The sequence below is a fragment of the Kitasatospora sp. cg17-2 genome, from assembly GCF_054031055.1.
The window spans coordinates 4,580,002-4,602,293 of sequence record NZ_CM132923.1; the positions used below are offsets into that span (position 1 = coordinate 4,580,002).

A 22,292-nucleotide genomic window follows, 5' to 3' on the forward strand; every position below is an offset into this window, starting at 1 on the left:
CTCGATCCGTGCGGGCGCATCAGAATCCGTCGATGTTCCAGGCCGCCAGCGGCGTGCGGAACAGCAGGTCCGCGGCCGCCGCCGCGCCGGGGCGCAGCTCGGTGACCAGCCCGGCCACGGCGAGCCGCGGCAGCGTCTCGCCGCCCAGGTAGAGCGCGCCCAGCGCCGAGGCGCCCAGCGCCAGATCGGGCTCGTCGGTCGTCCGGACGCAGCGTCCGGTGCCGTCCGCGGCGACCTCGACCGCCCAGCGCCCGGCCACGTAGCCCGCCGGGTCGTCGACCTCCAGCACCGTGCGACCGGCCGCGCCGTACGTCCGGGCGTTGAACGCGGCCTCGATGTCGAGCACCCGCAGCCACATGTAGTCGGCGTTGTCGACGTGCGGCGTCGCCGCCCTAGGGTCGTTCAGAAGCACCGGCAGCGGGTCGTCCGGGCCGACGTTCTCGACCACGACCTTGCGGACCCAGTCGATCGAGCAGACGAACCGCCACAGCTCGGTGGCCGTGGGCCGGTCGAGGGCGAACAGGTCGACGAGGGTGAGCGTGCAGTTGGGGTAGGAGCCGTCCCACTCGTCGTCGATCCGGTAGACGGCCAGACCGGTCGGGGTGCCGTCGGCGTCCCGGTGGACGGCCGCGAACGGCTCCTTCCAGTCGAAGCCGGGCACCTCGATCTCGCCGGTCGACCGCTGCCAGAAGAGCTCGTCCCGGCCGATCACGCCCGCCTGGGTGACCCGCCAGCGGTCGAACAGCTCGGGGCCGATCTTGCGCAGCTCCGCCATCTCCACCAGGTCGATCCGCCCGCCGGGCACGGTGGGCAGGCCGTCCCGCAGGCCGCCGGCCCGGAGCAGGTCGATGTTCCAGCCGTGGCCCCGGGTCGCGGGGCCGAAGCCGTAGCGGCCGTAGATGTTGTACTCGGCGGCGATCAGGATCGCGACCGGGACGCCGCGCTCGCGGGCGGCCGCCAGGTCCGCGGTCATCATCCGGCGGAGCAGGCCGCGCCGGCGGTGGGTGGCGGTCACGGTGACGGCGGTGATCGCGTCGGCCGTGACGACCGCGCCGCCGGGGACGGTCAGCTCGGTGTCGAAGCTGCGGAAGGTGGCCACGAACCGGCCGTCGGCCAGCGCCCCGACCATCCGGCCCGGCTCCCACTGCCGACGGCGGAAGTCCGTCGCCGGACCTATGTGCGGACGCAGGAAGCCCTTGACGAGCGCCCGGTCCCACGCCTCGACCTCGTCCTCGCCGATCGCGCGGATCTCGATCCCGTCGCCCGCGCCGGTCTGCTCCCCCGGTCGGCCGCTGCCCGGCTCCCGGGGCCCGCCGTTCGTCTCGTTGCCCATCCGCCCACGGTACGGCGGGGTTTCGGCGACGGCATCCGATTTATTCCGCTCCTGGACGCCGCCCCCTGACGGACCGCCCGGCAGCCCCGGCTCCCACCGCGACCCCCACGGCCCCCACGCGAAATTCCGGTGCGAAACGCCCGGGACCTGCGGAACAGTGGCTCCGGTGATCGTGATGCAGCCCGTGCTGGACTTCTGGGACTCCGACGGCTTCGACCTCTGGCCGGTCGCCGAGGTCGACCCGTTCCTGACGCTGCACGGCCGGCTCACCCCGGCCGAGGTCGGCACGGCGGTGATGCGCATCGTCGCCTTCAACGACCTCGACCCCGAGCCCCGGGAACGCCCCCGCCGTCCGCCGCGCCCGCGCGAGCCGCTCGACTCCTTCCTGCACGGGCTGCTCACCTTCGAGTCCGTCCACGCGGCCGGCGGGCTGCGGGTGGCGGACGACGCCACCGGCACCACCTCCCTGCCGGGCTGCTGCACCGGGATCGGGGAGTGGCGCGACTGGTTCGACGTGCTCGACGGCGGCGGCGCGACCGTGTTCGGACACGAGCCCGTCGCCCAGGTCGAACGCACGGGCGACACCGTCCGCCTCCTCGTCGACGCGGAACTGGACGACAGCCCGGTGATCGAGCTCCCGGCCGCCGAGGCCCGCCGCCTGCTCGCCGGCGTCGAGCGCGACCTGACGGCCTTCCACACCCTGGCCGCCGGATGGGCCGCCCACCACCTGCCCGGTCACGCCGGCCCGGTCACCGCCGCCCTCGCCGAGGCCCTGAACCTGTGACCGCCGACGCCGTGACGGTCCACGGCGGGTACAGGCTCCACCCGTGACGGGGTCGGTGGGACGGACGAGGTCGTGGGTGCCGGCGTCCCGTCCGTCCGGGGTGGGCCGAGGTCGATGACAGTGGTCGTCGCTAGCCTCTCCGCGTGACTGATACCAGTGATCGACAGCTCCCTGTCGCACTCGCCGCCGCACTGGCGGTTCCGTTCGACTACGACGACGGCAAAGGGATCGACTTCGAGCCCTTCCCGGACTTCCGGTCCGCCGAGGACACCACCGACTGGTTCCGGTCCTGGACCGGCAACACGGAGCTGAACGGTGACGACTTCCGTGTGTTCGGCCAGGACGGCACGGGTGGATACGCGGCGTTCTGGCTGGTCCGCCCGGGCCGACCACTCACGGAGCAGCCCGTCGTCTTCCTCGGTTCCGAGGGCGAGACCGGCGTACTGGCACGCGACCTGGGCGACTTCCTGTGGCTGCTGGCCGGCGGCTTCGGCCCCTGGGAAGCAGCCACCTCGTACGAACACGGCTGGGTGCCGCGGCCCAACCCGAAGCTCACGGCCGTCGCGGAACGATTCGCCCCCGACCGGCAGCAGCCGCCCACCGCCGTCATCGAGCAAGCAGCCCGGGAGTTCCCCGACTTCGACGACACGATCATGGATCTCTGCCGCTGACTCCGTGTCCCGCCCGCTCCTCGCCCGCGCAGCCACGGCGACGGGCTCGTGAGGAAGCGGGGCCGAGTTCGAGAACCGGCGGCCGGTCAGCGGCCGGTCAGGGCCGGGCGTAGAAGTCCGGGGTGCCCATGATCCAGAGGCTGGCCTGCTTGATCGGCATCCCGACCCGGGGGGCCTCGATCATCTGGTCGTCGCCGATGTAGAGGCCGACGTGGTGGATGTCGGCGGCCCGGCCGGTGGCGCTCCAGAAGACCAGGTCGCCGGGGCGGAGCTGGCGGTAGGTGACCGGGGTGGACTGCGCGTACTGGTCGGCGGCGAAGTGGTTGAGCCGCTTGCCGCCCTCGCGCCAGGCCATCATGGTCAGCCCCGAGCAGTCGTAGCCGGCCGGGCCCTCGCCGCCCCAGATGTAGGGCAGACCGATCCTGGCGCGGGCGAAGGCCACCGCGGAGGCCGCGTTCTCCGCCGACCAGGGCCGTCCGGCCGGGGGTGCGGCGGCGGCCTGGCCGGCCTTCGCGGGGGTGGAAGCGGCGGCGGCAGCGGCCTCGGCGGCGGCCCGTTCGGCGGCCGCCTTCTCCGCCGCCGCCTTCTCCGCCGCGGCCAGCTCGGCCGCGGCCCGTTCCGCCGCCTCGCGCTCGGCGGCCGCCTTCTCCGCGGCCGCGCGCGCCGCCGCCTCGGCCTCCCGGGCCGCGATCGCCTCCAGCGCCTCGCGCCGCTGCCGCTCCAGTTCGACGGTGGTGTGGCGGGCGGCCGCCAGGTCGGCGAGCAGTCGTTCGCGTCTCAGGCCGGTGGACGTGACCTGGTTCTGCTGCTCCGTCAGCCGGGCCTCGGCCTGCTCCCGGGCCGCGCCGACCGCCGCGGCGGCCCGTTCGGCGGCCTCGGCCGCGGTGCGCGCGGCGGCGGCGGCCCGACCGGCCCCGGCGGCCGTGGAGACGGCCGCGTCGAGGATCTGCCGGGAGCGGTCGCTGGCGATCCCGACCACGGCGGCCCGGTCCCCGGCCTCGCGCGGGCCGCGGGCGCCGAGCAGGGCGTTGATCGCGGAGAGCTCGGCGCTGGTGCCCTGCCGGTACGTTTCGGCGGCCAGGGCCGCGGCGTCCTCGGCGGCGGCGGACCGCTCGGCCTCGGCCGCCGCCGACCGGTCGGCGGCGGCGGACTCCTCGGCCCGGGCCCGGGTGAGGGCCAGCTGGGCGCCGTTGTACGCCTCGACGGCCTGCTCGGCGGTCCGGGCGGCGGTGTCGAGTTCGGCCCTGGCGGCGGTGAGGCCGGCCTCGATGGCGGTGACCGAGCCGGCCGTGGCGTCGGCCTCGGCCCGGGACCGGTCGATCTCCTCGACGGAGGGGTAGGCCCCCTCCCCCGGAACCCCGGCGGCACCGGGCCCGCCGGAAGAACCGGCCCCGGGCCCGGACGGTTCGGCGGCGGCGCTGGGCTCGCCCGGCTCCACCGGGGCGGCCGCCGCGACGGGCAGCAGTCCGAGCAGGGCGGTGAGGGACAACAGGAGGGTCGGCAGGAATCTGCGCGCCACGATTCATCCCTTCGAACGGTCACGAGGGAGCGGCCGCGCACCCGCGCCGCGGTGCGGCCGGGGCGGCGCCGGGACCGGGGGCGGCGGCGGGGGCCGACCGGCTCCGGCGGATCGCCGGTCCGTCACCCGCCCACCGTCCGCCCCTCGCCCGTCCGGCGCCGAGAGGTGCGACAGAACAGCCCATTCCGTGACAAGACGGTCACTGCACGCCATGTTCTCAAGCGGGGCGGGTTTCACACCTCAAGTCCGCACCGCCGGCCGGGTGACCATCCGATGATCCGACCGCAGAACGGCCCCGACCGGGCGGCCAGAGTATGCGAACTAACGGCTCATCCGACGCGTCCTCGGCCGCAGCCAGCGGTGTCGCCCCGGACGGAGGGGCTGCCCGGTCGGCCGAACGGCGTACGTCCGGTCCCGGCCGGCCCGGACGGTGCGACGGCGCCGCTGGGACCCGTCCCGCGGCCCCGCCTGATCGGCCGACCCGCCGTAGCCGCCCGCCCCGCCGTACGCCGCCCCGTTGCCGGCGCCCCCGTTGCCGTTCGCCCCGGAGGTCCGGTGGTTGCCCGACGGGTGCTCCCCGCCCGCCGCCGAGCGCCGGTCGGCCAGCCGCGCGGAGCGCCGGGTCAGCGCCCGGGCGGCGTGCGCGTCCAGGTGCGCGCTGGCCCGGGCGGCCATCCGCTCGGCCACCCGGTGGGCGGCAGGGTGGTTGGCCGACACCTTGTCCGGCGCCCCGGCGATCAGGTCGAAAAGCCAGGTGCGGGCGATGTCCGCGCGCCGGTGCAGACGACGCTCGCGCCGGAGCGCCCGGGCCCGGCGGCGCGGGCGTCCGGCGTACCGCCAGCGCGCCCAGGGGCTGCTCGGCCGGGCCAGCCGGATCGCGCCGACCCAGGAGAGGCCGGGCACCATGATGCCGAGCAGACCGGTCCACATCTTGCCCTTGAGCAGGGTGACGACCATGGCCAGCGCGTTCACCGAGATCACCGTGACCAGGCCCCACCTGGTCTCCCCGGTGGGCTCCGCGCCGAGCGGCACGTAGCCGACCAGCAGCAGGCCGGTGAAGAGGATGCCGAAGATCACCGCGTCCACCGACTTGCGGCCCTGCTCGCTCCAGTAGACGTCGTCCAGGTGCAGGATCAGCGCGAACTCGTCCAGCACCAGACCGCAGCCGATGCCGAAGAGCAGGCCGAAGAGGTCGATCCACGGGTGGCCGCCGTAGGTGGCGAACACCCCGATGCCGCCGACCAGCAGGAAGCCCAGGCCGAAGACCATGTGGTGGATGTGCAGCCCGCCGGGCGTCACGTTGCCGGGCCACCAGCGGACCTGGGCCCTGATCATCCGCACGCTGAACCGGATGAAGACGAACGAGGTGATGAACCCGACCAGCAGCAGGAACAGCGGTTGCTTGTGCGCGGCGACGATGTGCTCGCGGTAGCCGTCCAGCAGTGTGGTCATGCGTCTTACCTTCGTTCCTGGTGCTGCGTGCGGTCTGCCACGACATGGCCCGGAGGCCAACGATCGGCGTCAGAAACCGCGAGTGCGCTTGGCCGCCCGGCGCGGGATCACCGGGGCGAGCGACGGCCGCTCGACCCCGACCGGGAGCTTCATGAAGAGCCGGGCGATCTCCCCGCCCAGGTTCACCCCGATGGCCAGCGCCAGGGCGATCGCCGCCGCCCTGGTGATCTGGACCAGGCCGCCGCTGGCGTGGCCCTGGGCGAACGACAGCATGCCGAGGTAGAGCGCCGAACCGGGCATCAGCGGCCCGATCGCGGCGGTGACGTACGGCAGCGCGGAGCCGTTGCGGTAGCGCGCCATCAGCTGGCCGAAGAGGCCGACCAGGCCGGCCGCCACACCGGTCGCGACGATCGGCGAGAGCTGGGCGTTGTAGGCCAGCACCCCGTAGCTGGCCCAGCCGATGCCGCTGTTCAGGGTGACCAGCGCCAGCGAGCGCCGGTCGGTCTGCAGCAGCATCGCGAAGGCGCAGGTCAGCACCAGCGCCGCGACCATCTGGACCGGCGGGTAGCTCACCCCCACCAGTGACTCGTCCGGCTTGAGCTTCGCCTGGAAGCCCACCCCCAGATAGAGGATCAGCATCACGCCGATGACGATGCCCGCCACCAGGTAGATCACCTCCAGCAGCCGGGCCGCCGCGGTGATGTAGAAGCCCGTCAGACCGTCCTGCACCGCCGCGACCAGGGCGCGCCCGGGCAGCAGCGCGAACAGCCCACCGGTGATCACCACCGAGCCGCGCAGGCCCAGGTCGTTGAAGGAGAGCACGATGCCGGAGGCCGCGGCCGGCATCGCGGCCAGCACGAACTGGTAGAACTCCGGCAGGCCGCGACGGGCGATCAGCGAGGCCAGCCGGTCGCCGAGCACGGCGGCGACGAAGGCGCTGAGGAAGACCAGCCCGGCCTTGTCGTCGAGCCGGCCACCGACCAGGAAGGTTGCCGCGCCGGCCAGCAGACCGGTGTTCAGGGCGAGCATCCAGGCCGGGTAGGGGTGGCGGTTGCGGCGGATCGCCGCGAGCCGGCGGTAGGCGTCGTTGACGCTCACCTTCTCGGCGGTGATGTCCGCGACCAGCTCGTACACCGCGTTCAGCCGGGTGTAGTCGGAGGTGCGGCGGCGGACCACCCGGTCGGCGGTGATCGGCGGCTCGACCAGCGAGGGCTGGTGCGAGATGCCGATCAGGGTGAAGGTGACCTGCGGCTCGCAGCGGTCCAGCCGGTAGGCGTGCGCGATCCCGAGCATGGCCGCCTCGACGTCCTCGGCGGCCTCGCCGCTGGCCAGCAGCAGTTCGCCGATGCGCAGGGTCAGGTCGAGGACGCGCGGGACGTTGCGGCCGGCGGCGACCGAGGGGTGCAGCTCGCGGGCGGTGCGCTCGAAGGCCGGGCGCTCGGACATCGGGGTGCGCAGCAGGGTGCGCATCCGGTCCGGCCACGGCGCCTCGCCGGGCGCGCCGGGACTGAGGGCGCCGACCGGGATGCCGAGCGGCGGGGTGTAGCCGGCGGCCCGCCACTCCTCGGGGGTGAGGGTGTCCTCGGCCACCGAACGGCGGCGCCGGCCCGGGGCGGCCGGCTCGCCGTCGGCCGGCACCGCCTCCGCGGGTGGCGCGTCGACCGCCGACGCACCGGGCTCGGGCCGGGCCTCCGCCTCCGGCTCCGGCTCCGGTTCGGGTGCCAGCAGGCCCCTGGTCTCGGGCGCGGGCAGCAGGAGCGGGATCTCCACGGTCGGTTCGACGACCGGGGCGGGGTGCCCGAGCAGGCCCTCGGTGGGCGGCGCGGCGGACGGGTGGAGCGGGCGCGGCTCCGGGGCGGGCCGGGACTGCGGCCGGGGCGTTCGGCCGCCCCGGCCGCCCCTGGCCTTCTTGCCGCCGCCCGGCCGGCCCCGCTTCGGCACTTCCGCTCCTTGCCACCCCTGGCGGTGCCGGTCCCCCGGGCCGCCGTTCGATCTCGGGATACACCATGCCCGATCGAACTGCCGGACGCACATGTACGGGGCGGCGGACCCGGCCGGGCGCGGACGCCTACCCGGCGCGATGGCGGCCGCCGGCCCCGGCCGTCGGGGCCTCGGCACGGTCCGGGTGCCCGGCTCCGTCGGCCGCCGCGGCCCGGCCGGAGCGCCGGGCGCGGAGCAGTTCGACGGCCACCGGGACCACCGAGACCAGCACGATGCCGACCAGGATCGCCTCGATGTTCTCCCGGACGAACGGGATCTGCCCGAGGAAGTAGCCGAGCACCGTGACGCCCGCGCCCCAGAGCACGCCGCCGATGACGTTGAAGAGGACGAAGACCCGGTAGTTCATCGCGCCCACCCCGGCGACGATCGGGGTGAAGGTGCGCACGATCGGCACGAACCGGGCCAGCACGATCGCCTTCGGGCCGTGCCGGTCGAAGAAGGCGGCCGCCTTCTCCACGTTCTCCCGCTTGAACAGCCGGGAGTCGGGGCGGCGGAACAGGCCCGGTCCGACCTTCCGTCCGAACAGGTAGCCGACCTGGTCGCCGGCCACCGCCGCCAGCACGATCAGCGCGCAGACCAGCCAGAGCGGCTGGTGCAGGTAGGTGCCGCCGGCCACCAGCAGACCGGTGGTGAAGAGCAGCGAGTCGCCCGGGAGGAAGAAGCCGATCAGCAGGCCCGACTCGGCGAAGACGATGGCCAGGATGCCGATCAGCCCGAAGGTGGAGATCAGGTAGGTCGGATCGAGCCAGGACGGGCCGAGGGCGAGGCTGGTCACGGGGCGGACTCCTGAGGGCCTGAAGGGTCGACTCTTGGCAATGAAACAGTAAAGCATTCACCAAGGAACCTTCGAACACCCCAGGTCCGGGCAGCAGTCGGACAATCATCCGGGTACCACCATCGGGCGAATCCTCGCCCATTCGGTGGAGTTCTTCCGGGGCCCTGATGAATCCTGGTCGTGCGACGTCAGGCAACGGCGCTTCGGAGCGGCCACTCCGGAACGCGCCACCATTCGCACTCCACCCTCAGGGAGACCATCGTGTCCCGTATCCGCGCAGCCGCCGCCGTCACCGCCCTCGGGGCCTTCCTCCTCGCCGGCATCGGCACCGCCCACGCCGACAACGGCGCCGGCGCGGACCACCACTCCAACAGCAGCGTGGTGAGCAACACCGGCTCCGGCAACATCATCGGAAACGTCCACGGCAACGTGGTCAGCACCCAGCAGACCGCCACCGGCTCGGGCGCCAGCAACCAGAACAACACCCTCGCGGCGACCGGGAACGCCGGCAACATCGGCGCCCTCCAGGGCAACGGCAACCTCGCCGCCCTGTTCGCCCCGCACATCGGCGGCTGAGCGACGCTCCGCCCCCGAGGGGTTCTCTGACAGCCCCTGGCACATCCGCCGATCGCGGCCGGGTGGGCACCCCACGCGGCGGGGTGCCCACCCGGCCGCGTCGCTCCGGCCTCCCGGGTCCGGCGGCTCCGGGAGGCCGAGCACGGCCCGGCCGAGCCGCGGCAGGCCGTCGCCCGCATCCGGCCGGGCACTGTGCGGCCGTTCCGCACCCCGCCGTTGACCAGCGGGAACAGCGCGAACGTGCCGCTCCGCCGACCCTGGACAGCCGAAGCTACCCCCGATTAACTTGTGGGGCCATCGGCGGGCCGCCCGGCCACGCCGTGCCGGGCACGTCGAAGGGAGCACCGCCGTGCGCCGCACCGTGTTCACCGAGGACCACGAGGCCTTCCGCGAGACCATCCGCGACTTCATCGCCAACGAGGTCGTCCCCGTGTACGAGGAGTGGGAGGCCGCGGGCCACCCGCCGCGCGACTTCTACCGCACCCTGGGCGCGCTCGGCGTCTACGGCATCGAGGTGCCCGAGGAGTACGGCGGCGCGGGCGAGAGCGGCTTCAAGTACCAGGCGGTGGTGGCCGAGGAGACCGCGCGGGCCGGCGTCGGCTTCGGGTCATCGGGCGTCCACACCGGCCTGGTGCTGCCCTATCTGCTGGAGTACGCCAACGAGGAGCAGAAGGCGCGCTGGCTGCCCGGCTTCGTCTCCGGCGACATCATGACCGCGATCGCGATGACCGAGCCGGGCGCCGGCTCCGACCTCGCCGGCATCTCCACCACCGCCCGGCTCTCCGAGGACGGCACCCACTACGTCCTCAACGGCGCCAAGACCTTCATCACCGGCGGCGTGCTCGCCGACCTCGTCCTGGTGGTCTGCCGCACTTCGCCGTACGACCCGGACAACCGCCGGGCCGGGCTCTCCATCCTCTGTGTGGACACCACCTCCCCCGGCTACACGGTCGGCCGCAAGCTCCAGAAGATCGGCCTGCGCAGCTCGGACACCGCCGAACTGGCCTTCTCGGACGTCAAGGTGCCGGTGGAGAACCTGCTCGGCGAGGAGGGGAGAGCCTTCACCTACCTGACCCACAACCTGGTGCAGGAGCGGCTGGCGATCGCGGTCGGCGCGTACGCGGCCGCCGCGGCGGCGGTGCGGTTCGCGGTGCAGTACGTCAAGGAGCGCAAGGTGTTCGGGAAGACGGTCGCCGAGTTCCAGAACACCAAGTTCACCCTGGCCGACTGCGAGTCGCAGGTGGTGGCGCAGCAGTCGATGGTCGACCGCGCGCTGGAGCTGTACCAGAACGGCGAGCTGACGGTCGCGGACGCCGCGGCGGCGAAGCTGTTCTGCACCGAGTCGGCGTCCGGCGTGATCGACAAGTGCCTTCAGCTGCACGGTGGTTACGGCTACATCCTGGAGTACCCGATCGCCCGGCTCTACACCGACAACCGGGTCTTCCGGATCTACGGCGGCACCAGCGAGGTCATGCGCAGCATCGTCGCCAAGTCGCTCGGCCTCTAGGGGCCCGGCCGGACCCCGTCGGCGTTCGCCCGTCCCCGTGGACGGGCGAACGCGCGGACGGGCGAACGGCGCCGGCCCGGGGATCAGTTGGGCGAGTGGTGCTCCGTGCGCCAGGCCTCCCAGCCCGCCGAGGACGCCACCTTGGCCTCGTGCAGGGCCCGCTGGGCCAGGGCCTGCGGCGGGGTGTCCAGCCGCCGCACCCAGTCGCGGCCGGCCGTGGCCAGCGCCGCACACACCATCACCGCACCCGCCGTCCCGAACAGCGCGCCGATGCCCGTGAGCACCGCGCCGCCGGCCAGCAGCGAGCGGTTGACCTGGAACCCGCTGAAAGAACGCTCGTTGGTCGCCATGCCCTCCACCATGAGCGCAGTCGGCCGCCTCCGCACGCCGAGCGCGTCCGCACGCGGGCGCCGCTCGGCGTGCGGGCGCGGGGCGGGTCCGGGACGCTGGGCCGCAAGGGCCCCCGGCAGGGCAACAGGACGGCAGGAGGACGCGCGATGGTGGATCTCGAACAGCTCGTCGCGGAACACGCGGCCAGGGCGGCCGAGAGCCCGCACGGCCGCAGCGCCCATCTGGTGCTGCACGACGGGGTCCTGCGGCAGACCGTGATCGCCCTGACCGCGGGCACCTCGCTCGACGAGCACAACGCCCCGGCCGCCGCCAGCCTCCAGGTGCTGCGCGGACGGGTGTCGCTCACCGTCGCGGGGCGGCGCGAGGAACTCTCCGCCGGTCAGCTGCAGACCGTCCCGCAGGAGCGGCACGGCCTGCTCGCGCACATCGACTCGGTGGTGCTGCTGACGGCCGTCACCGCCTGAGGCTCAGCCGGTGGGCCCGTGCCACGGCGGGCCGTCCGCTGCGGCGCCCTTCGGCTTCAGCACCGAGCCGCCGACCAGCTCCAGACCGCGCAGGAAGTCCCGCCCGCGCGGCGCGAGGTCGGGGGTGGCCAGCCACTGGCCGGCCAGGCCGACCAGCAGCGCCTGGTAGAAGATGCCCCGGGACAGCTCCTCCTCGGTGTCCGGGACCTCGGGCAGCCCCTGGAACAGCGCCGACAGCCCGAGCCGCCCGTGCTTCTGGATCCCGGCGAGCGCCTCCCGCAGCTCGGGCACCCGCTCCGCCTGCAGCATCACCTCGAACTGCGAGGCCCAGAGGCCGCGGTGCTCGGCGATGGTCCCGAGCACGCCGTCCCAGACCGCGACGAAGCGCTCCGCCGGATCCTCGGACGCCTCGCTCGCCCGCGCCACCACCGTCGCCAGCACGGCGCCCCACTCCTCCGTGGCCTCGATCAGCGCCGCGTTGAGCAGCGCCTCCTTGGAGCCGAAGTGGTAGCCGATCGCCGCCAGACTGACGCCCGAGGCGGTGGCGATGTCCCGGGCGGTGCTGCGCGCGTAGCCCTTCTCGAAGAGGCATTGCTTGGCGCCGGCCATGAGGTCCTCACGATTTCCCATGTCCGCATGCTACGTCCGATCAAGACGTTTGTCTTGCACGCATGTCTCGCACATATGTCTAGCACGTGAGTCTCGCACGATCGATTCAGACGCTCGTACTAGACAAACGTCTGACACGTCCGTACCGTCTTCCTCATGACCGCCACCACCGGCCGCGCAGGCCGTCGCGAATGGATCGGCCTCGCCGTCCTCCTGCTCCCGACCCTCGTCCTGACCATGGACATGGGCGTGCTCTTCTTCGCCGTCCCCTACATCTCCACCACGCTGGCGCCGAGCGGCACCGAGCAGCTGTGGATCATGGACATGTACTCGTTCCTGCTGGCCGGGCTGCTCATCACCATGGGCGCGCTGGGCGACCGGATCGGCCGGCGCCGGCTGCTGATGATCGGCGCGGCCGGATTCATCGGCGCCTCGCTGCTCGCCGCCTACGCGGACGGTGCCGGCCAGCTGATCGCCGCCCGCGCCGTGCTGGGCATCGCCGGGGCCACTGTGATGCCCTCGACCCTCGCGCTGATCCGCAACATGTTCCACGACCCCAAGCAGCGTCAGATCGCGCTCGGCGCCTGGGGCGGCATCCTCACCACCGGCGCCACCCTCGGCCCCGTGGCGGGCGGCCTGCTGCTCGACCACTTCTGGTGGGGCTCGGTCTTCCTGCTCGCCGTCCCGGTGATGGCCCTGGTCCTGCTCACCGCCCCGGCCCTGCTCCCCGAGTACCGCTCCCCCCGGCGCGGCGGCTTCGACCTGCTCGGCGCCGTCCTCTCGATGAGTGCCGTGCTGCCCCTGGTCTACGGCGTCAAGACGCTCGCGGTGGACGGCTGGGACCCGGTCGCCGCGCTCGCCGTCCCGGTCGGCCTGCTGCTGGCCGGCGCGTTCTACTGGCGCCAGCGCACCGCCGCCGACCCGCTGCTCGACCTCGCCCTGTTCCGGATCCGCACCTTCAGCGGGGCGATCACCGTCAACACCGTGGCGATGTTCGCGATGATGGGCTTCACCCTCTTCACCTCGCAGTACCTGCAGCTGGTCAAGGGCATGAGCCCGCTCACCGCCTCGCTCTGGTCGCTCGTGCCCAGCGTCGGTGTCGGCGCGGCCGTCGGCCTCGGCGCGGCGCTCGCCGGGAAGGTCCGCCCGGCGGCGATGATGGCCGGCGGCTTCCTGATCGGCGCGACCGGCTTCGCGATGATGACCCTGGTCGGCCCGGACTCGCCGCTGGCGCTCGTCCTCACCGCGGCCGGCGTGCTGGCCGCCGGCACCGTCGGCACCATGACCCTCACCGCCGAGATGGTCGTCTCCGCCGCCCCGGTCGAGCGGGCCGGCGCCGCCTCCGCCACCTCCGAGACCGCCGTCGAACTCGGCAGCTCCCTCGGCATCGCCCTGCTGGGCGCGGCCGGCGCCGCCGTCTACCGCTCCGGGATGGACGGCGCCCTCCCGGCCGGTCTGGACGGCGAGGCCGCCCGCACCGCGCAGGACACCCTCGGCGGCGCCGTCACCGTCGCCGCCCAGCTGCCCGGCCGGCTCGGCACCGACCTGCTCGCCACCGCCCGGGCCGCCTTCACCGACGGCCTGCACGTCGCCGCCGTGGTCGGCCTGGTCCTCGCGATCGGCGCCTCCTTCCTCGCCCACCGTCTGATGCGCCACCTCCCCGCCGCCGCCCCGGCCGCCAAGAGCCCCGAACCCGCCACCGTCTGACCCACCCGCTCCACCCGGTCCCCCGCACGCGCGTCATCGCGGCCCCCGCCCACCCCGGGCGGGGGCCGCCGCGTTCGACGGCCGGCCCGCCTGTTCCGCCGTTCGACCGTGCGGGGCCGGGCCGCGTGCCAGGCTGCCGGGATGAGCGACGACGGTGGGCACGGGCGGGTGCGGACGAGCTACGACACGGTGGCGGAGGAGTACCGGAAGCGGATCGGGGGCGAGCTGGCGTTCAAGGTGATGGACCGCGCGCTGCTCGGGGTGGTGCTGGAGGAGGCCGCCGGGGGAACGGTGGCGGACCTGGGGTGCGGGCCCGGGCACATCACCGGGTGGCTGAGTGAGCGGGGGACGGCCGTCGGGGTGGACCTGTCGCCCGCGATGGTGGCGGTCGCCCGGCGGGAGCACCCCGGGGCGGAGTTCCGGGTCGGCGACCTGCTGGCACTGCCCGCCGCCGACGGGGAGTTCGCCGCCGCGGTGGCGCTCTACTCGGTGATCCACCTCGAACCGGGCGAGCTGCGGCCCGCCTTCGAGGAGATGCGCCGGGTGCTGCGGCCGTCCGGGGTGCTGCTGGTCTCGTTCCACCTGGGCACCGGGGTGACGACGCTGGACGAGTGGTGGGGCCACCGGGTGGACGTGGACTTCCGCTCCCTGGAGACCGACGCCGTCGCCGACCTGCTGACGGAGGCCGGTTTCACCGTCACGGCCCGGTTGGAGCGCGACCCGTACCCCGAGGAGGCACCGACCCGCCGCGGCAGTCTGCTGGCCCGTCGGACCTGATCCGAGGGGCGTCCCGCACCCCTCGGTCGTCCGTCCGCGCAGCACCTGGTTTTTGACCAGCGTTTCCCGGCCGGTGTATACGTTCGCCGCTGCGGACAGGCATACTGGCCAGGACGGGCGCTTTGCCCAACTGTGACGTACGACTCTAGACGAGAAAGGACCGGTGGCCAGGGATGCTGCGTAACGGTCTTGAGCCCTGGCACGTGCTTGTGGTGCTGGCTGTCGTGATCCTGCTGTTCGGGTCGAAGAAGCTGCCGGAGATGGCCCGCGGCCTCGGCAAGTCGATGCGAATCCTCAAGGCGGAGACGAAGGCGATGCGTGAGGACGACACTCCCGCCGCCGACGCCGCGCCGGGTACCGCCCAGAGCACCGCCGCCCCGGCCCAGCCGGCTGCCGAGCAGCCCCGCCCGGCCGCCGTCAACCCGACCAACGTGACCAAGGCGACCGAGACGCCCCGGTCCACCACCGCCTGATCCACGGCGGCAAGAGCCGGCCGAAGCCCCCGCCCGGAACGGCGGGGGCTTCGTCGTGTCCGGCCCCGGCGACTCCCCCGGCCCTCTGCGTCCGGCACGCGGCCGGGACCGAACTGCCCCGCCCGGACCGAACTGCCCGCCCCGGACGGCCCGAACGGCCCGGACGGAGCAGCCCGGGCGGCGGCCCGGGCCGCGCCGGGGCAGGCTGGCCGGGATGTCCGCGAACCAGCAGCCGCCGACGCCCCAGCCCCTGCAGCGTCCAGACCTGCGGGCCTGGGGACTGCTGCTGGGCTCGTTCGCCCTGCTGATGCTCGGCTACTTCACCCTGCCGCTGCGTGCCCTGGGCGACGACCACCCGCTGCTGAGCTGGGTGCTCTTCGCCGCGGTGCTGACCCTGCTGACCGGGCTGCTGCTGGCCCGGATCGTCGACAGCATGCGCGGCACCGGGCGCCATCCCGGCGTCTGGCTGGCCTTCCTGATCTGCTTCTCGCTGACCGTCTTCGCCGGCACCTACTACGTCCTGGCCGACCGTCCGGGCGAGTTCCACGGGCTGGTGACCCGGCTGGACGCGCTGTACTTCACGGTCGTCACGATGGCGACCATCGGCTACGGCGACATCACCGCGGCGGGCCAGGGGCCGCGGCTGGTGGTGCTCCTGCAGATCGCCTACAACTTCGTGTTCCTGGCGGCGGCCGCCGGCGCCCTGAGCCGGACCGTCCGCTCCGGGATGGAGGTCCGCGCCCACCGCTCCGAGGACGAACCCCCTCCCGGCCACCGACTCGGCCACCACGGCCACGGCCACGGCGCCGGATCGCGCCCCGGCCCGGGCCAGGGCCGCCGCAGCCGGGGCCTCCTGCGCGGCCGCAAGCACGACGAGGACGACGGCGGACACGAGGGCGGTCGGCCCGGGAGCGGTCGGCCCGGGGGCGGCTAGGACCGGCTGCTGTCGATCACGCAGAACCGGTTGCCGTCCGGGCAGGCGAGCACCACGAAGTCCGGGTCCTCCGGGTAGAGGTCCCAGTCGACCCGGCTCGCGCCCAGGCCGACCAGCCGCTCCACCTCGGCCGCCTGGTCCGCCGCGTCGGTCGCGTAGAGGTCCAGGTGCACCCGCGGGTGTTCCTGCGGCGGGGTGGTGCTCCGGCCGAGCGCCACCTGCACCCCGGGGGCGCCGTCCGCCGGGACGAGCACCACCCAGTCGTCCCCGGCCCCGCCGTCCCGGGGCGTGTACCCCAGGGCCTCGCCCCAGAACGCCGCCGCGCGGCCGACGTCCACCACTCCGAGCACCACCGAACCGACTCTCAGCATGCCGCCGATTGTGCCCGACCGGCCGACCGGACCACCGGTCGGCCGGACGGGCGACGCACGGTCAGGCCGGGACGAGGCCCGGCTCGCCGGCCACCACCGCCCAGGAGGCGGCGGTCCGCACCGGCGACTCGCGGACGGCGATGCTGTCGACCGTCCGGGCGTCCGTCAGCCACCGCTCGCGGTCCACGTCCAGGCGCAGATAGCCGTGGCGCAGGCCGTCGAAGTAGCGGACCTGCGGGTTGAGCGTGGGGTTGAGCGCCTTGAGCGGCCCGTCGAACGCGGCCGGGAAGTCGGAACTGACGCTGGTCGCCGTGAACTCGACGGCGACCGGCGCGGACGCGAGGTCGTCCCGGTCGATCCGCAGGTCGCTGAACCAGGAGGAGTGGATGTCACCGGCCAGCACCACCGGGTTGGCGACCGCCGCGTCCCGCAGGAAGCGCAGCAGCCGGGTGCGGGCCGGGTCGTAGCCGTCCCACTGGTCGAGGTTGGCGAGCGGCGGCAGCGGGTGGGCCGGGTCCAGGAAGTTGGGGAAGCGGATCTGGCTCATCATCACCTGCTGGGCGATGACGTTCCATCGCGCCCGGGAGCCGGACAGGCCCCGGCGCAGCCACTGCTCCTGCTCGGCGCCGGTCAGGGTGCCGTCGGCGTTGCCCAGGCCGTCCGCGACGGGGCCGAAGTCCTGGGAGTGGCCGCCCGGCTGGTCGGTGCGGTACTGACGGGTGTCGAGCACGTTGAGGCGCAGCAGGTCACCGAAGTCGAAGCGGCGATACAGGCGGTAGTCCGGCGAGCCGGTGCGGTACGGGTTCCGCAGCGGCATGTGCTCGTAGTAGGCCTGGTAGGCGGCGGCGCGCTCGCGGGCGAAGGCGGCGGTGTCCTGGTGGCGGGCGCCGGTGTCGTCGACCTCGTCGGCCGGGCCGGCGTAGTTGTTCTCGACCTCGTGGTCGTCCCAGGTGACGATCCAGGGGAAGGCGGCGTGCGCGCCCTGGAGGGCCGGGTCGGTCTTGTACAGCGCGTGCCTGGCCCGGTAGTCGGCCAGGGTGAGGAGCTGGTTGAGCCCGGGAGTCCCGGGGGTGGTGTGCAGGCGGTCCGGGTACTGGCTGTGCGGGTCGGTCTCGTAGATGTAGTCGCCGAGGTGCACGACGGCGTCGAGGTCCTCGGCGGCCAGGGCGGTGTACGCGGGCCAGTAACCGTTCTGCCAGTCCTGGCAGTTGACCACGCCGAGGCGGAGCCGGCCGGGACGCGCGCCGGCCGCCGGGGCGGTGCGGGTGCGGCCGGACGGGCTCAGGTGGCGGCCCGCGCGGAAGCGGTACCAGTAGTCGCGGCCGGGCTGGAGCCCGCGCACGTCGACGTGCACGCTGTGCCCGCGCCCGGCCTCGGCGGCGGCGACGCCGCGCCGGACGATCCGGCGGAAGCCCTGGTCCGCCGCGACCTCCCAGGACACCGGCACGGAGCGGGGGCCCATGGCGGCGGCGTCGAAGGGGTCGGCGACCAGCCTGGTCCACAGGACGACGGCGTCCGGCAGCGGGTCGCCGCTGGCCACGCCGAGCAGGAACGGGTCGCGGCGGACCGGTTCCGCGTGCGCCGTACGGATGTTGAGCGCCTGGGCGCCCACGGCGACGGCCGCGCCGACCAGCAGGCCGCGGCGGCCGATCGCGGCGCCCAGCGGCCGCCCGGGGGCGGACGGGGCCGGGGACGGCAGCGGGGACGGGGGCGGGGACGACGGCACGGGAGACCTCCTGCAGCTGTTGCGCATCGGTGACACCACGGCCGGCAATTCCATCAGACGGGGATGGAGTGCCCCGTGAACGGCAGGCGACGTCTTCGCCCTTTTTCCCGTTCCCGTCAACGGAGTTGACCCGGCGTCGCCGGACCGACGTCGCCGGAGCGGCCTCGGCGACCGGCCTCGCCGGACCGGCGACAGCCCCCGGTCGGCCGCCGCTACTTCCCGCCGCCCGCCGCTCCGCCGCCCTTCCGGCGCAGGGACATCAGGAGCAGGAGGACGGCCGACAGCACCGCCGCCACCCGCAGCACCCCCGGTGCCGCCTCCCACATCGCGTGGGAGCCCTGCTCGCCCGGCGGCGGGGCCACGCCCCAGCGGCCCTGCGCGCGCCCCCAGTAGAAGAGCGAGCTGCCGCTGATCACCATCAGCGGGATCCCGAACACCGCCAACTTCCGCATGAAGTCGGACAGCTGACGGGACAGATAGCCGAGCGCCCAGCCGATCAGCATCGCGATCAGCTGACCGGTGACGGCCCCGCCGACCAGCACCGCGGCGGCGAGCAGCAGCAGGGGCGAGGGGCGCCGCCCGCCCGGGGCCTTGGCCGGACCGCCCTTCGCGGCGGGGGCGCCCTCGGCGGGGCCCGACCCGGCGGGGCCGTCCTTCCCCCCGGCCGGGGTCTTCTTCCCGCCGGTTCTCTTCCCGGCCGGCTCCTTCCCGCTGCCCCTGGCCCTGCCCTTCCGCTTGCCCTTCCCGGCCGCCCCGCCCTCCGGCGCCGCCGTGTCCTCCTCGTCCGGCGCCGACGGGTCGCCCTGGCCCGCGTCCTCGCCCGCCCCGGGCGCCGAACCGGCGGCGGCGGTCCGCTGTTCCGGGATCGGACGGTTGGAGGCGACCGGGCCGTCCCCGAAGTCGATGGTCACGTAGTTCCACTCGCCCGTGCTCACGGCGCGGTAGGCCGGGGGCAGCGCCTCCGGGTCCGCGGGGGCGTCCTCGACCGGCTTCGCCAGCCACGACGGTCCGTCGTCCCGTGCCGTGCCCCGGTCGGCGCCCCGGTCGGCGCCCCGGCCCTGGCCGGACCGCGTGGGGGGCGGCAGGAACGCGGCGGGCGACCCGGACGTCCCGGCGTCGGACCCACCGGACGGGGGCCCGACGGGACGCGGCGGCTCCTGGGGGCGCGGCGGCACGGCGGGTGCCGGCTCGCCCGCGTACACGCTGTCCCCGTCACCACCCGCGCCGGAGGCCCCCGCACCCCCCGGCGGCTCGCTCCAGGGTCCCTGCTTGCGCCACCACTCGCCGTCCGACATCCCCACGCACCCCGCCTTGCCCGTACCGATCGCCCGTACCGATGGCCTGTTACCGCTTGCCGTGCCGCTCGCCCGTACCGAGGTCCGCCCCGGAGCGGACCCGCCACCGGTCCGGACTCGGCGTCGTCCCCGCCGACCGTGACGCTACCCACCCGCCACCCCGCCGCGCGAGCCGGAACGCCGCCCGGCCGCACCCGTGTTCGCCCCGACGGCACCCGACCGGGCCCCGCGGCCGAGACACCGGCCGAGGCACCGGCCGGAGCACCGACCCCGCCCGGACCGCCGTGTGTCGGCCCCCGGGCGTTCCACCGCCCCGCCGATCCCGTCAACCCCCGTGCGGCCGCCGCCCCCCGCGCAACCCGCCGCCGCCCCCGGATCCACCGGCGCCGAGGCCCTTCCACCCCGCCGCCGCCCGACTAACCTAGGTCGAATGACCACACAGCAGGGCCCACAGCGCCAGGCCAAGTCCCCCGCGGGCGCCCGCACCCTCGCCGAGGAGCTGCGCGCCCGGCCCGACGACGACCTCGTCGCCCTGCTCCGGTCCCGCCCCGACCTGCTCAACCCCGTGCCCGGCGACCTCACCCAGCTCACCGCCCGGCTCTCCTCCCGCGCCTCCGCCCTGCGCGCGCTGGAACGCCTGGACCGCTTCACCCTGCAGACCGCCGAGGCCCTGGCCGCGCTCCCCGACGCCTCCTCGCCGACCGCCGTGCGCACCCTGCTGGCCGGCCCGGCCAAGGTGAAGCCGCACCCCGAGGCCACCCCGCTGAGCGCCGCCGACCGCGCCGCCGTCGCCGCCGCGCTGCCCCGCGCCCTGGCCACCCTGCGCGACCGGGCCCTGCTCTGGGGGCCCGACAACGGCCTGCGCCTGGTCATCGCGGCCCGCGAGGCGCTCGCGCCGACCGCCGCCAACCCCGGCCGCACCGGCCTCGGCCCGACCTTCGCCGAGGCGAGCACCGGCATGTCCCCGGCCCGGCTCCAGCAACTGCTCGCCTCCGCCGGGCAGCCCGCGACGCCCGACCCGGTCACCGCCGTCGCCGCGTTCACCACCCTGCTCGGCGACCGCGCCCGCTGCGAGGCCCTGCTCGCCACCGCCCCCGAGCCCGCGCTGCGACTGCTCGACCGGCTGGTGTGGGGACCGCCCACCGGCACCGTCCCGGACGCCACCCGCCCGGTCACCGCGCAGGACGCCCAGAGCCCGGTCGAATGGCTGCTGGCCCGGGGCCTGCTGCTGCCCACCAGCCCCGGCAGCGTCGTCCTGCCCCGTGAACTCGCCCTGCACCTGCGCGGCGGACGCTCGCACCGCACCGTCGAACCGCTCCAGCCCGAGCCCGCGCCGGCCGCCGCGCCGCGCGATCCCGGGACGGTGGACGGCGCGGCCGCCGGACAGGCGCACACCGCCGTCCGGACCGTCGAGGAACTGCTGGAGCTCTGGGGCCTCACCCCGCCGCCCACCCTGCGCGCCGGCGGCCTCGGGGTGCGCGATCTCAAGCGCACCGCCCAGGCCCTGGAGAGCACCGAGCAGACCACCGCGTTCTGGCTCGAACTCGCCCACACCTCGGGCCTGCTGGCCCCGGACGGCGAGGTCGACGAGCACTGGGCGCCGACACCCGGGTACGACGAGTGGCTGCGCCTGGACACCGCCGCGCGCTGGACCGTGCTCGCCCGCGCCTGGCTCGCCGCGACCCGCGTCCCGGCCCTGGCCGGCACCGCCGACGGCAAGGGCAAGCAGCGCGCCGCGCTCGGCCCCGAACTGGACCGCACCCTCGCCCCGTCGGTCCGCCGCGCCGCCCTGGCGCTGCTCGCCGAACTCCCGCCCGGCACCGCGGCCACCCCCGCCGAACTCCTGCCCACCCTGCGCTGGCAGCGCCCGCTGCGCGGCGGGCCGACCGACCCCGACGGCCGCGACCTGCGCGAACACCTGGTCGGCTGGACCCTGGCCGAGGCCGAACTCCTCGGCGTCACCGGCCGCGGCGCGCTCGCCGCCCCCGCCCGCGCGCTGCTCACCGCCGAGGCCGACCCCGCCACCGTGCTCGCCCCGCTGCTGCCGCAGCCGCTCGACCACGTGATCCTCCAGCCGGACCTCACCGCGATCGCGCCCGGCCCGCTGCTCACCCCGCTCGCCCAGGCGCTCGCGCTCTGCGCCGACATCGAGTCCAAGGGCGGCGCGACCGTCTACCGCTTCACCCCGGAGTCGGTCCGGCGCGCCCTCGACGCCGGGCGCAGCGCCGCCGACCTGCGGGCCTTCCTGGACCAGCACTCCCGTACGCCGCTCCCGCAGCCGCTCGGCTACCTGATCGACGACGTGGCCCGCCGGCACGGCCTGCTGCGGGTCGGGGCCGCCTCGTCGTACCTGCGCTGCGACGACCCGGCCCTGCTGAACGAGATCCTCGCCGACCGCCGCTCCGCCGACCTGCGGCTGCGGCTGCTCGCGCCGACCGTGCTGGCCGCCCAGGCCGCGCCGGACGTCCTGCTCGGCACGCTGCGCTCGATGGGGTACGCGCCCGCGGCCGAGTCCGCCGAGGGCGATGTGCTGATCACCCGCCCGGACAGCCACCGCACCCCGCCCCGGGCGGCTCCGGTGCCCGTCCCGGACGGCCCGCCGACCCCCGACGACACCCTGCTCGCCGCCGCCGTCAAGGCGATCCGGGCCGGTGACCGGGCCGCCACCGCCGTCCGCCGCGAGCCCGCCGCCGCGTCCGGGCGGCAGCTGCCGCGCACCGCCGCCGCCGAGACGCTGGCGACCCTGCAGACGGCGGTCCTGCTCGGCGAGCGGATGTGGATCGGCTACCTCAACGCGGAGGGCCTCGCCAGTCAGCGGATCATCGACCCGGTGAAGGTCGAGGGCGGCTACGTGACCGCCTTCGACCACCACGACGGCGAGCTGCGCACCTTCGCGCTGCACCGGATCACCGGGGTCGCCGAACTCGACGAGTGACCCCCGGGGTCAGTGGCCCTGCGGCTCAGTGG

General features: G+C 74.9%; 20 protein-coding genes. 10 read left to right on the forward strand and 10 right to left on the reverse strand.

Features of this window, described 5'->3' with window-relative positions:
- Positions 1 to 19 precede the first annotated feature (19 nt).
- Positions 20 to 1,333, reverse strand: a complete 1,314-nt coding sequence (locus ACW14Y_RS19230) for a GNAT family N-acetyltransferase (protein ID WP_456987808.1) — start codon at positions 1,331 to 1,333, stop codon at positions 20 to 22.
- A gap of 175 nt (positions 1,334 to 1,508) precedes the next feature.
- On the opposite strand from ACW14Y_RS19230, the gene ACW14Y_RS19235 reads away from it, so the two are divergent.
- Entirely contained in the window at positions 1,509 to 2,117 is a 609-nt protein-coding gene (locus ACW14Y_RS19235) for a hypothetical protein (RefSeq protein ID WP_456988208.1), read from the forward strand.
- A gap of 143 nt (positions 2,118 to 2,260) precedes the next feature.
- Positions 2,261 to 2,788 carry an SMI1/KNR4 family protein gene (locus ACW14Y_RS19240; RefSeq protein ID WP_456987810.1) on the forward strand — a complete coding sequence of 176 codons (528 nt, stop codon included), beginning with the start codon at positions 2,261 to 2,263 and terminating at the stop codon, positions 2,786 to 2,788.
- Between the two features lie 97 nt (positions 2,789 to 2,885).
- Here ACW14Y_RS19240 and ACW14Y_RS19245 read toward each other — a convergent pair whose 3' ends face one another.
- The 4 genes from ACW14Y_RS19245 to ACW14Y_RS19260 all read right to left on the reverse strand — a co-directional run bounded on the left by ACW14Y_RS19245 (position 2,886) and on the right by ACW14Y_RS19260 (position 8,535).
- A complete protein-coding gene (locus tag ACW14Y_RS19245) occupies positions 2,886 to 4,307 on the reverse strand; it encodes a C40 family peptidase (RefSeq protein WP_456987812.1) in 1,422 nt (473 codons plus the stop codon).
- 321 nt (positions 4,308 to 4,628) lie between these two features.
- On the reverse strand, positions 4,629 to 5,759 hold the full coding sequence (locus ACW14Y_RS19250; protein WP_456987814.1) for a hypothetical protein: 1,131 nt from the start codon (positions 5,757 to 5,759) through the stop codon (positions 4,629 to 4,631).
- Positions 5,760 to 5,828: 69 nt separating this feature from the next.
- On the reverse strand, positions 5,829 to 7,700 hold the full coding sequence (locus tag ACW14Y_RS19255) for a threonine/serine exporter family protein (protein ID WP_456987816.1): 1,872 nt from the start codon (positions 7,698 to 7,700) through the stop codon (positions 5,829 to 5,831).
- A 127-nt stretch (positions 7,701 to 7,827) separates the two neighbouring features.
- On the reverse strand, positions 7,828 to 8,535 hold the full coding sequence (locus ACW14Y_RS19260; protein ID WP_456987818.1) for a DedA family protein: 708 nt from the start codon (positions 8,533 to 8,535) through the stop codon (positions 7,828 to 7,830).
- A gap of 261 nt (positions 8,536 to 8,796) precedes the next feature.
- Between ACW14Y_RS19260 and ACW14Y_RS19265 the strand changes: the two genes are divergently transcribed.
- Together ACW14Y_RS19265 and ACW14Y_RS19270 are read left to right on the forward strand one after the other, a co-directional pair.
- Positions 8,797 to 9,111, forward strand: coding sequence for a hypothetical protein (locus tag ACW14Y_RS19265; protein ID WP_093861524.1), 315 nt, complete (start codon positions 8,797 to 8,799; stop codon positions 9,109 to 9,111).
- Between the two features lie 349 nt (positions 9,112 to 9,460).
- On the forward strand, positions 9,461 to 10,618 hold the full coding sequence (locus tag ACW14Y_RS19270; RefSeq protein WP_456987820.1) for an acyl-CoA dehydrogenase family protein: 1,158 nt from the start codon (positions 9,461 to 9,463) through the stop codon (positions 10,616 to 10,618).
- Between the two features lie 83 nt (positions 10,619 to 10,701).
- Here the strand turns inward: ACW14Y_RS19270 and ACW14Y_RS19275 are convergent, their stop codons facing one another.
- Positions 10,702 to 10,968, reverse strand: coding sequence for a hypothetical protein (locus ACW14Y_RS19275; protein WP_030393695.1), 267 nt, complete (start codon positions 10,966 to 10,968; stop codon positions 10,702 to 10,704).
- Between the two features lie 147 nt (positions 10,969 to 11,115).
- On the opposite strand from ACW14Y_RS19275, the gene ACW14Y_RS19280 reads away from it, so the two are divergent.
- Positions 11,116 to 11,433, forward strand: coding sequence for a cupin domain-containing protein (locus ACW14Y_RS19280; protein WP_045939570.1), 318 nt, complete (start codon positions 11,116 to 11,118; stop codon positions 11,431 to 11,433).
- 3 nt (positions 11,434 to 11,436) lie between these two features.
- Here the strand turns inward: ACW14Y_RS19280 and ACW14Y_RS19285 are convergent, their stop codons facing one another.
- The gene (locus tag ACW14Y_RS19285; protein ID WP_380304124.1) at positions 11,437 to 12,063 is read right to left on the reverse strand and encodes a TetR/AcrR family transcriptional regulator; all 627 of its coding nucleotides are present in this window, start codon (positions 12,061 to 12,063) and stop codon (positions 11,437 to 11,439) included.
- 135 nt (positions 12,064 to 12,198) lie between these two features.
- Here ACW14Y_RS19285 and ACW14Y_RS19290 point away from each other — a divergent pair, with 135 nt between their 5' ends.
- The 4 genes from ACW14Y_RS19290 (at position 12,199) to ACW14Y_RS19305 (ending at position 15,933) form a co-directional block, all read left to right on the forward strand.
- A complete protein-coding gene (locus ACW14Y_RS19290; RefSeq protein WP_380304126.1) occupies positions 12,199 to 13,749 on the forward strand; it encodes an MFS transporter in 1,551 nt (516 codons plus the stop codon).
- 141 nt (positions 13,750 to 13,890) lie between these two features.
- Complete coding sequence (locus tag ACW14Y_RS19295; protein ID WP_456987823.1) at positions 13,891 to 14,526, forward strand: class I SAM-dependent DNA methyltransferase; 636 nt, start codon at positions 13,891 to 13,893, stop codon at positions 14,524 to 14,526.
- A gap of 173 nt (positions 14,527 to 14,699) precedes the next feature.
- Positions 14,700 to 14,999: a Sec-independent protein translocase subunit TatA gene (tatA, locus tag ACW14Y_RS19300; protein WP_266270191.1), complete on the forward strand. Its 300-nt coding sequence runs from the start codon at positions 14,700 to 14,702 to the stop codon at positions 14,997 to 14,999.
- A gap of 214 nt (positions 15,000 to 15,213) precedes the next feature.
- On the forward strand, positions 15,214 to 15,933 hold the full coding sequence (locus tag ACW14Y_RS19305; protein ID WP_380389159.1) for a potassium channel family protein: 720 nt from the start codon (positions 15,214 to 15,216) through the stop codon (positions 15,931 to 15,933).
- Here ACW14Y_RS19305 and ACW14Y_RS19310 read toward each other — a convergent pair.
- From ACW14Y_RS19310 to ACW14Y_RS19320, 3 genes are all read right to left on the reverse strand, one after another.
- Positions 15,930 to 16,304, reverse strand: coding sequence for a VOC family protein (locus ACW14Y_RS19310; RefSeq protein ID WP_380304132.1), 375 nt, complete (start codon positions 16,302 to 16,304; stop codon positions 15,930 to 15,932). The genes ACW14Y_RS19305 and ACW14Y_RS19310 overlap by 4 nt on opposite strands.
- Positions 16,305 to 16,365: 61 nt before the next feature.
- The gene (locus ACW14Y_RS19315) at positions 16,366 to 18,030 is read right to left on the reverse strand and encodes an alkaline phosphatase D family protein (protein WP_456987826.1); all 1,665 of its coding nucleotides are present in this window, start codon (positions 18,028 to 18,030) and stop codon (positions 16,366 to 16,368) included.
- Between the two features lie 212 nt (positions 18,031 to 18,242).
- The gene (locus ACW14Y_RS19320) at positions 18,243 to 19,325 is read right to left on the reverse strand and encodes a hypothetical protein (protein WP_402722484.1); all 1,083 of its coding nucleotides are present in this window, start codon (positions 19,323 to 19,325) and stop codon (positions 18,243 to 18,245) included.
- 430 nt (positions 19,326 to 19,755) lie between these two features.
- On the opposite strand from ACW14Y_RS19320, the gene ACW14Y_RS19325 reads away from it, so the two are divergent.
- Positions 19,756 to 22,260 (forward strand): helicase C-terminal domain-containing protein, encoded by a 2,505-nt coding sequence (locus ACW14Y_RS19325; RefSeq protein WP_456987828.1) that lies wholly within the window; start codon positions 19,756 to 19,758, stop codon positions 22,258 to 22,260.
- The last annotated feature ends 32 nt before the right edge of the window (positions 22,261 to 22,292 follow it).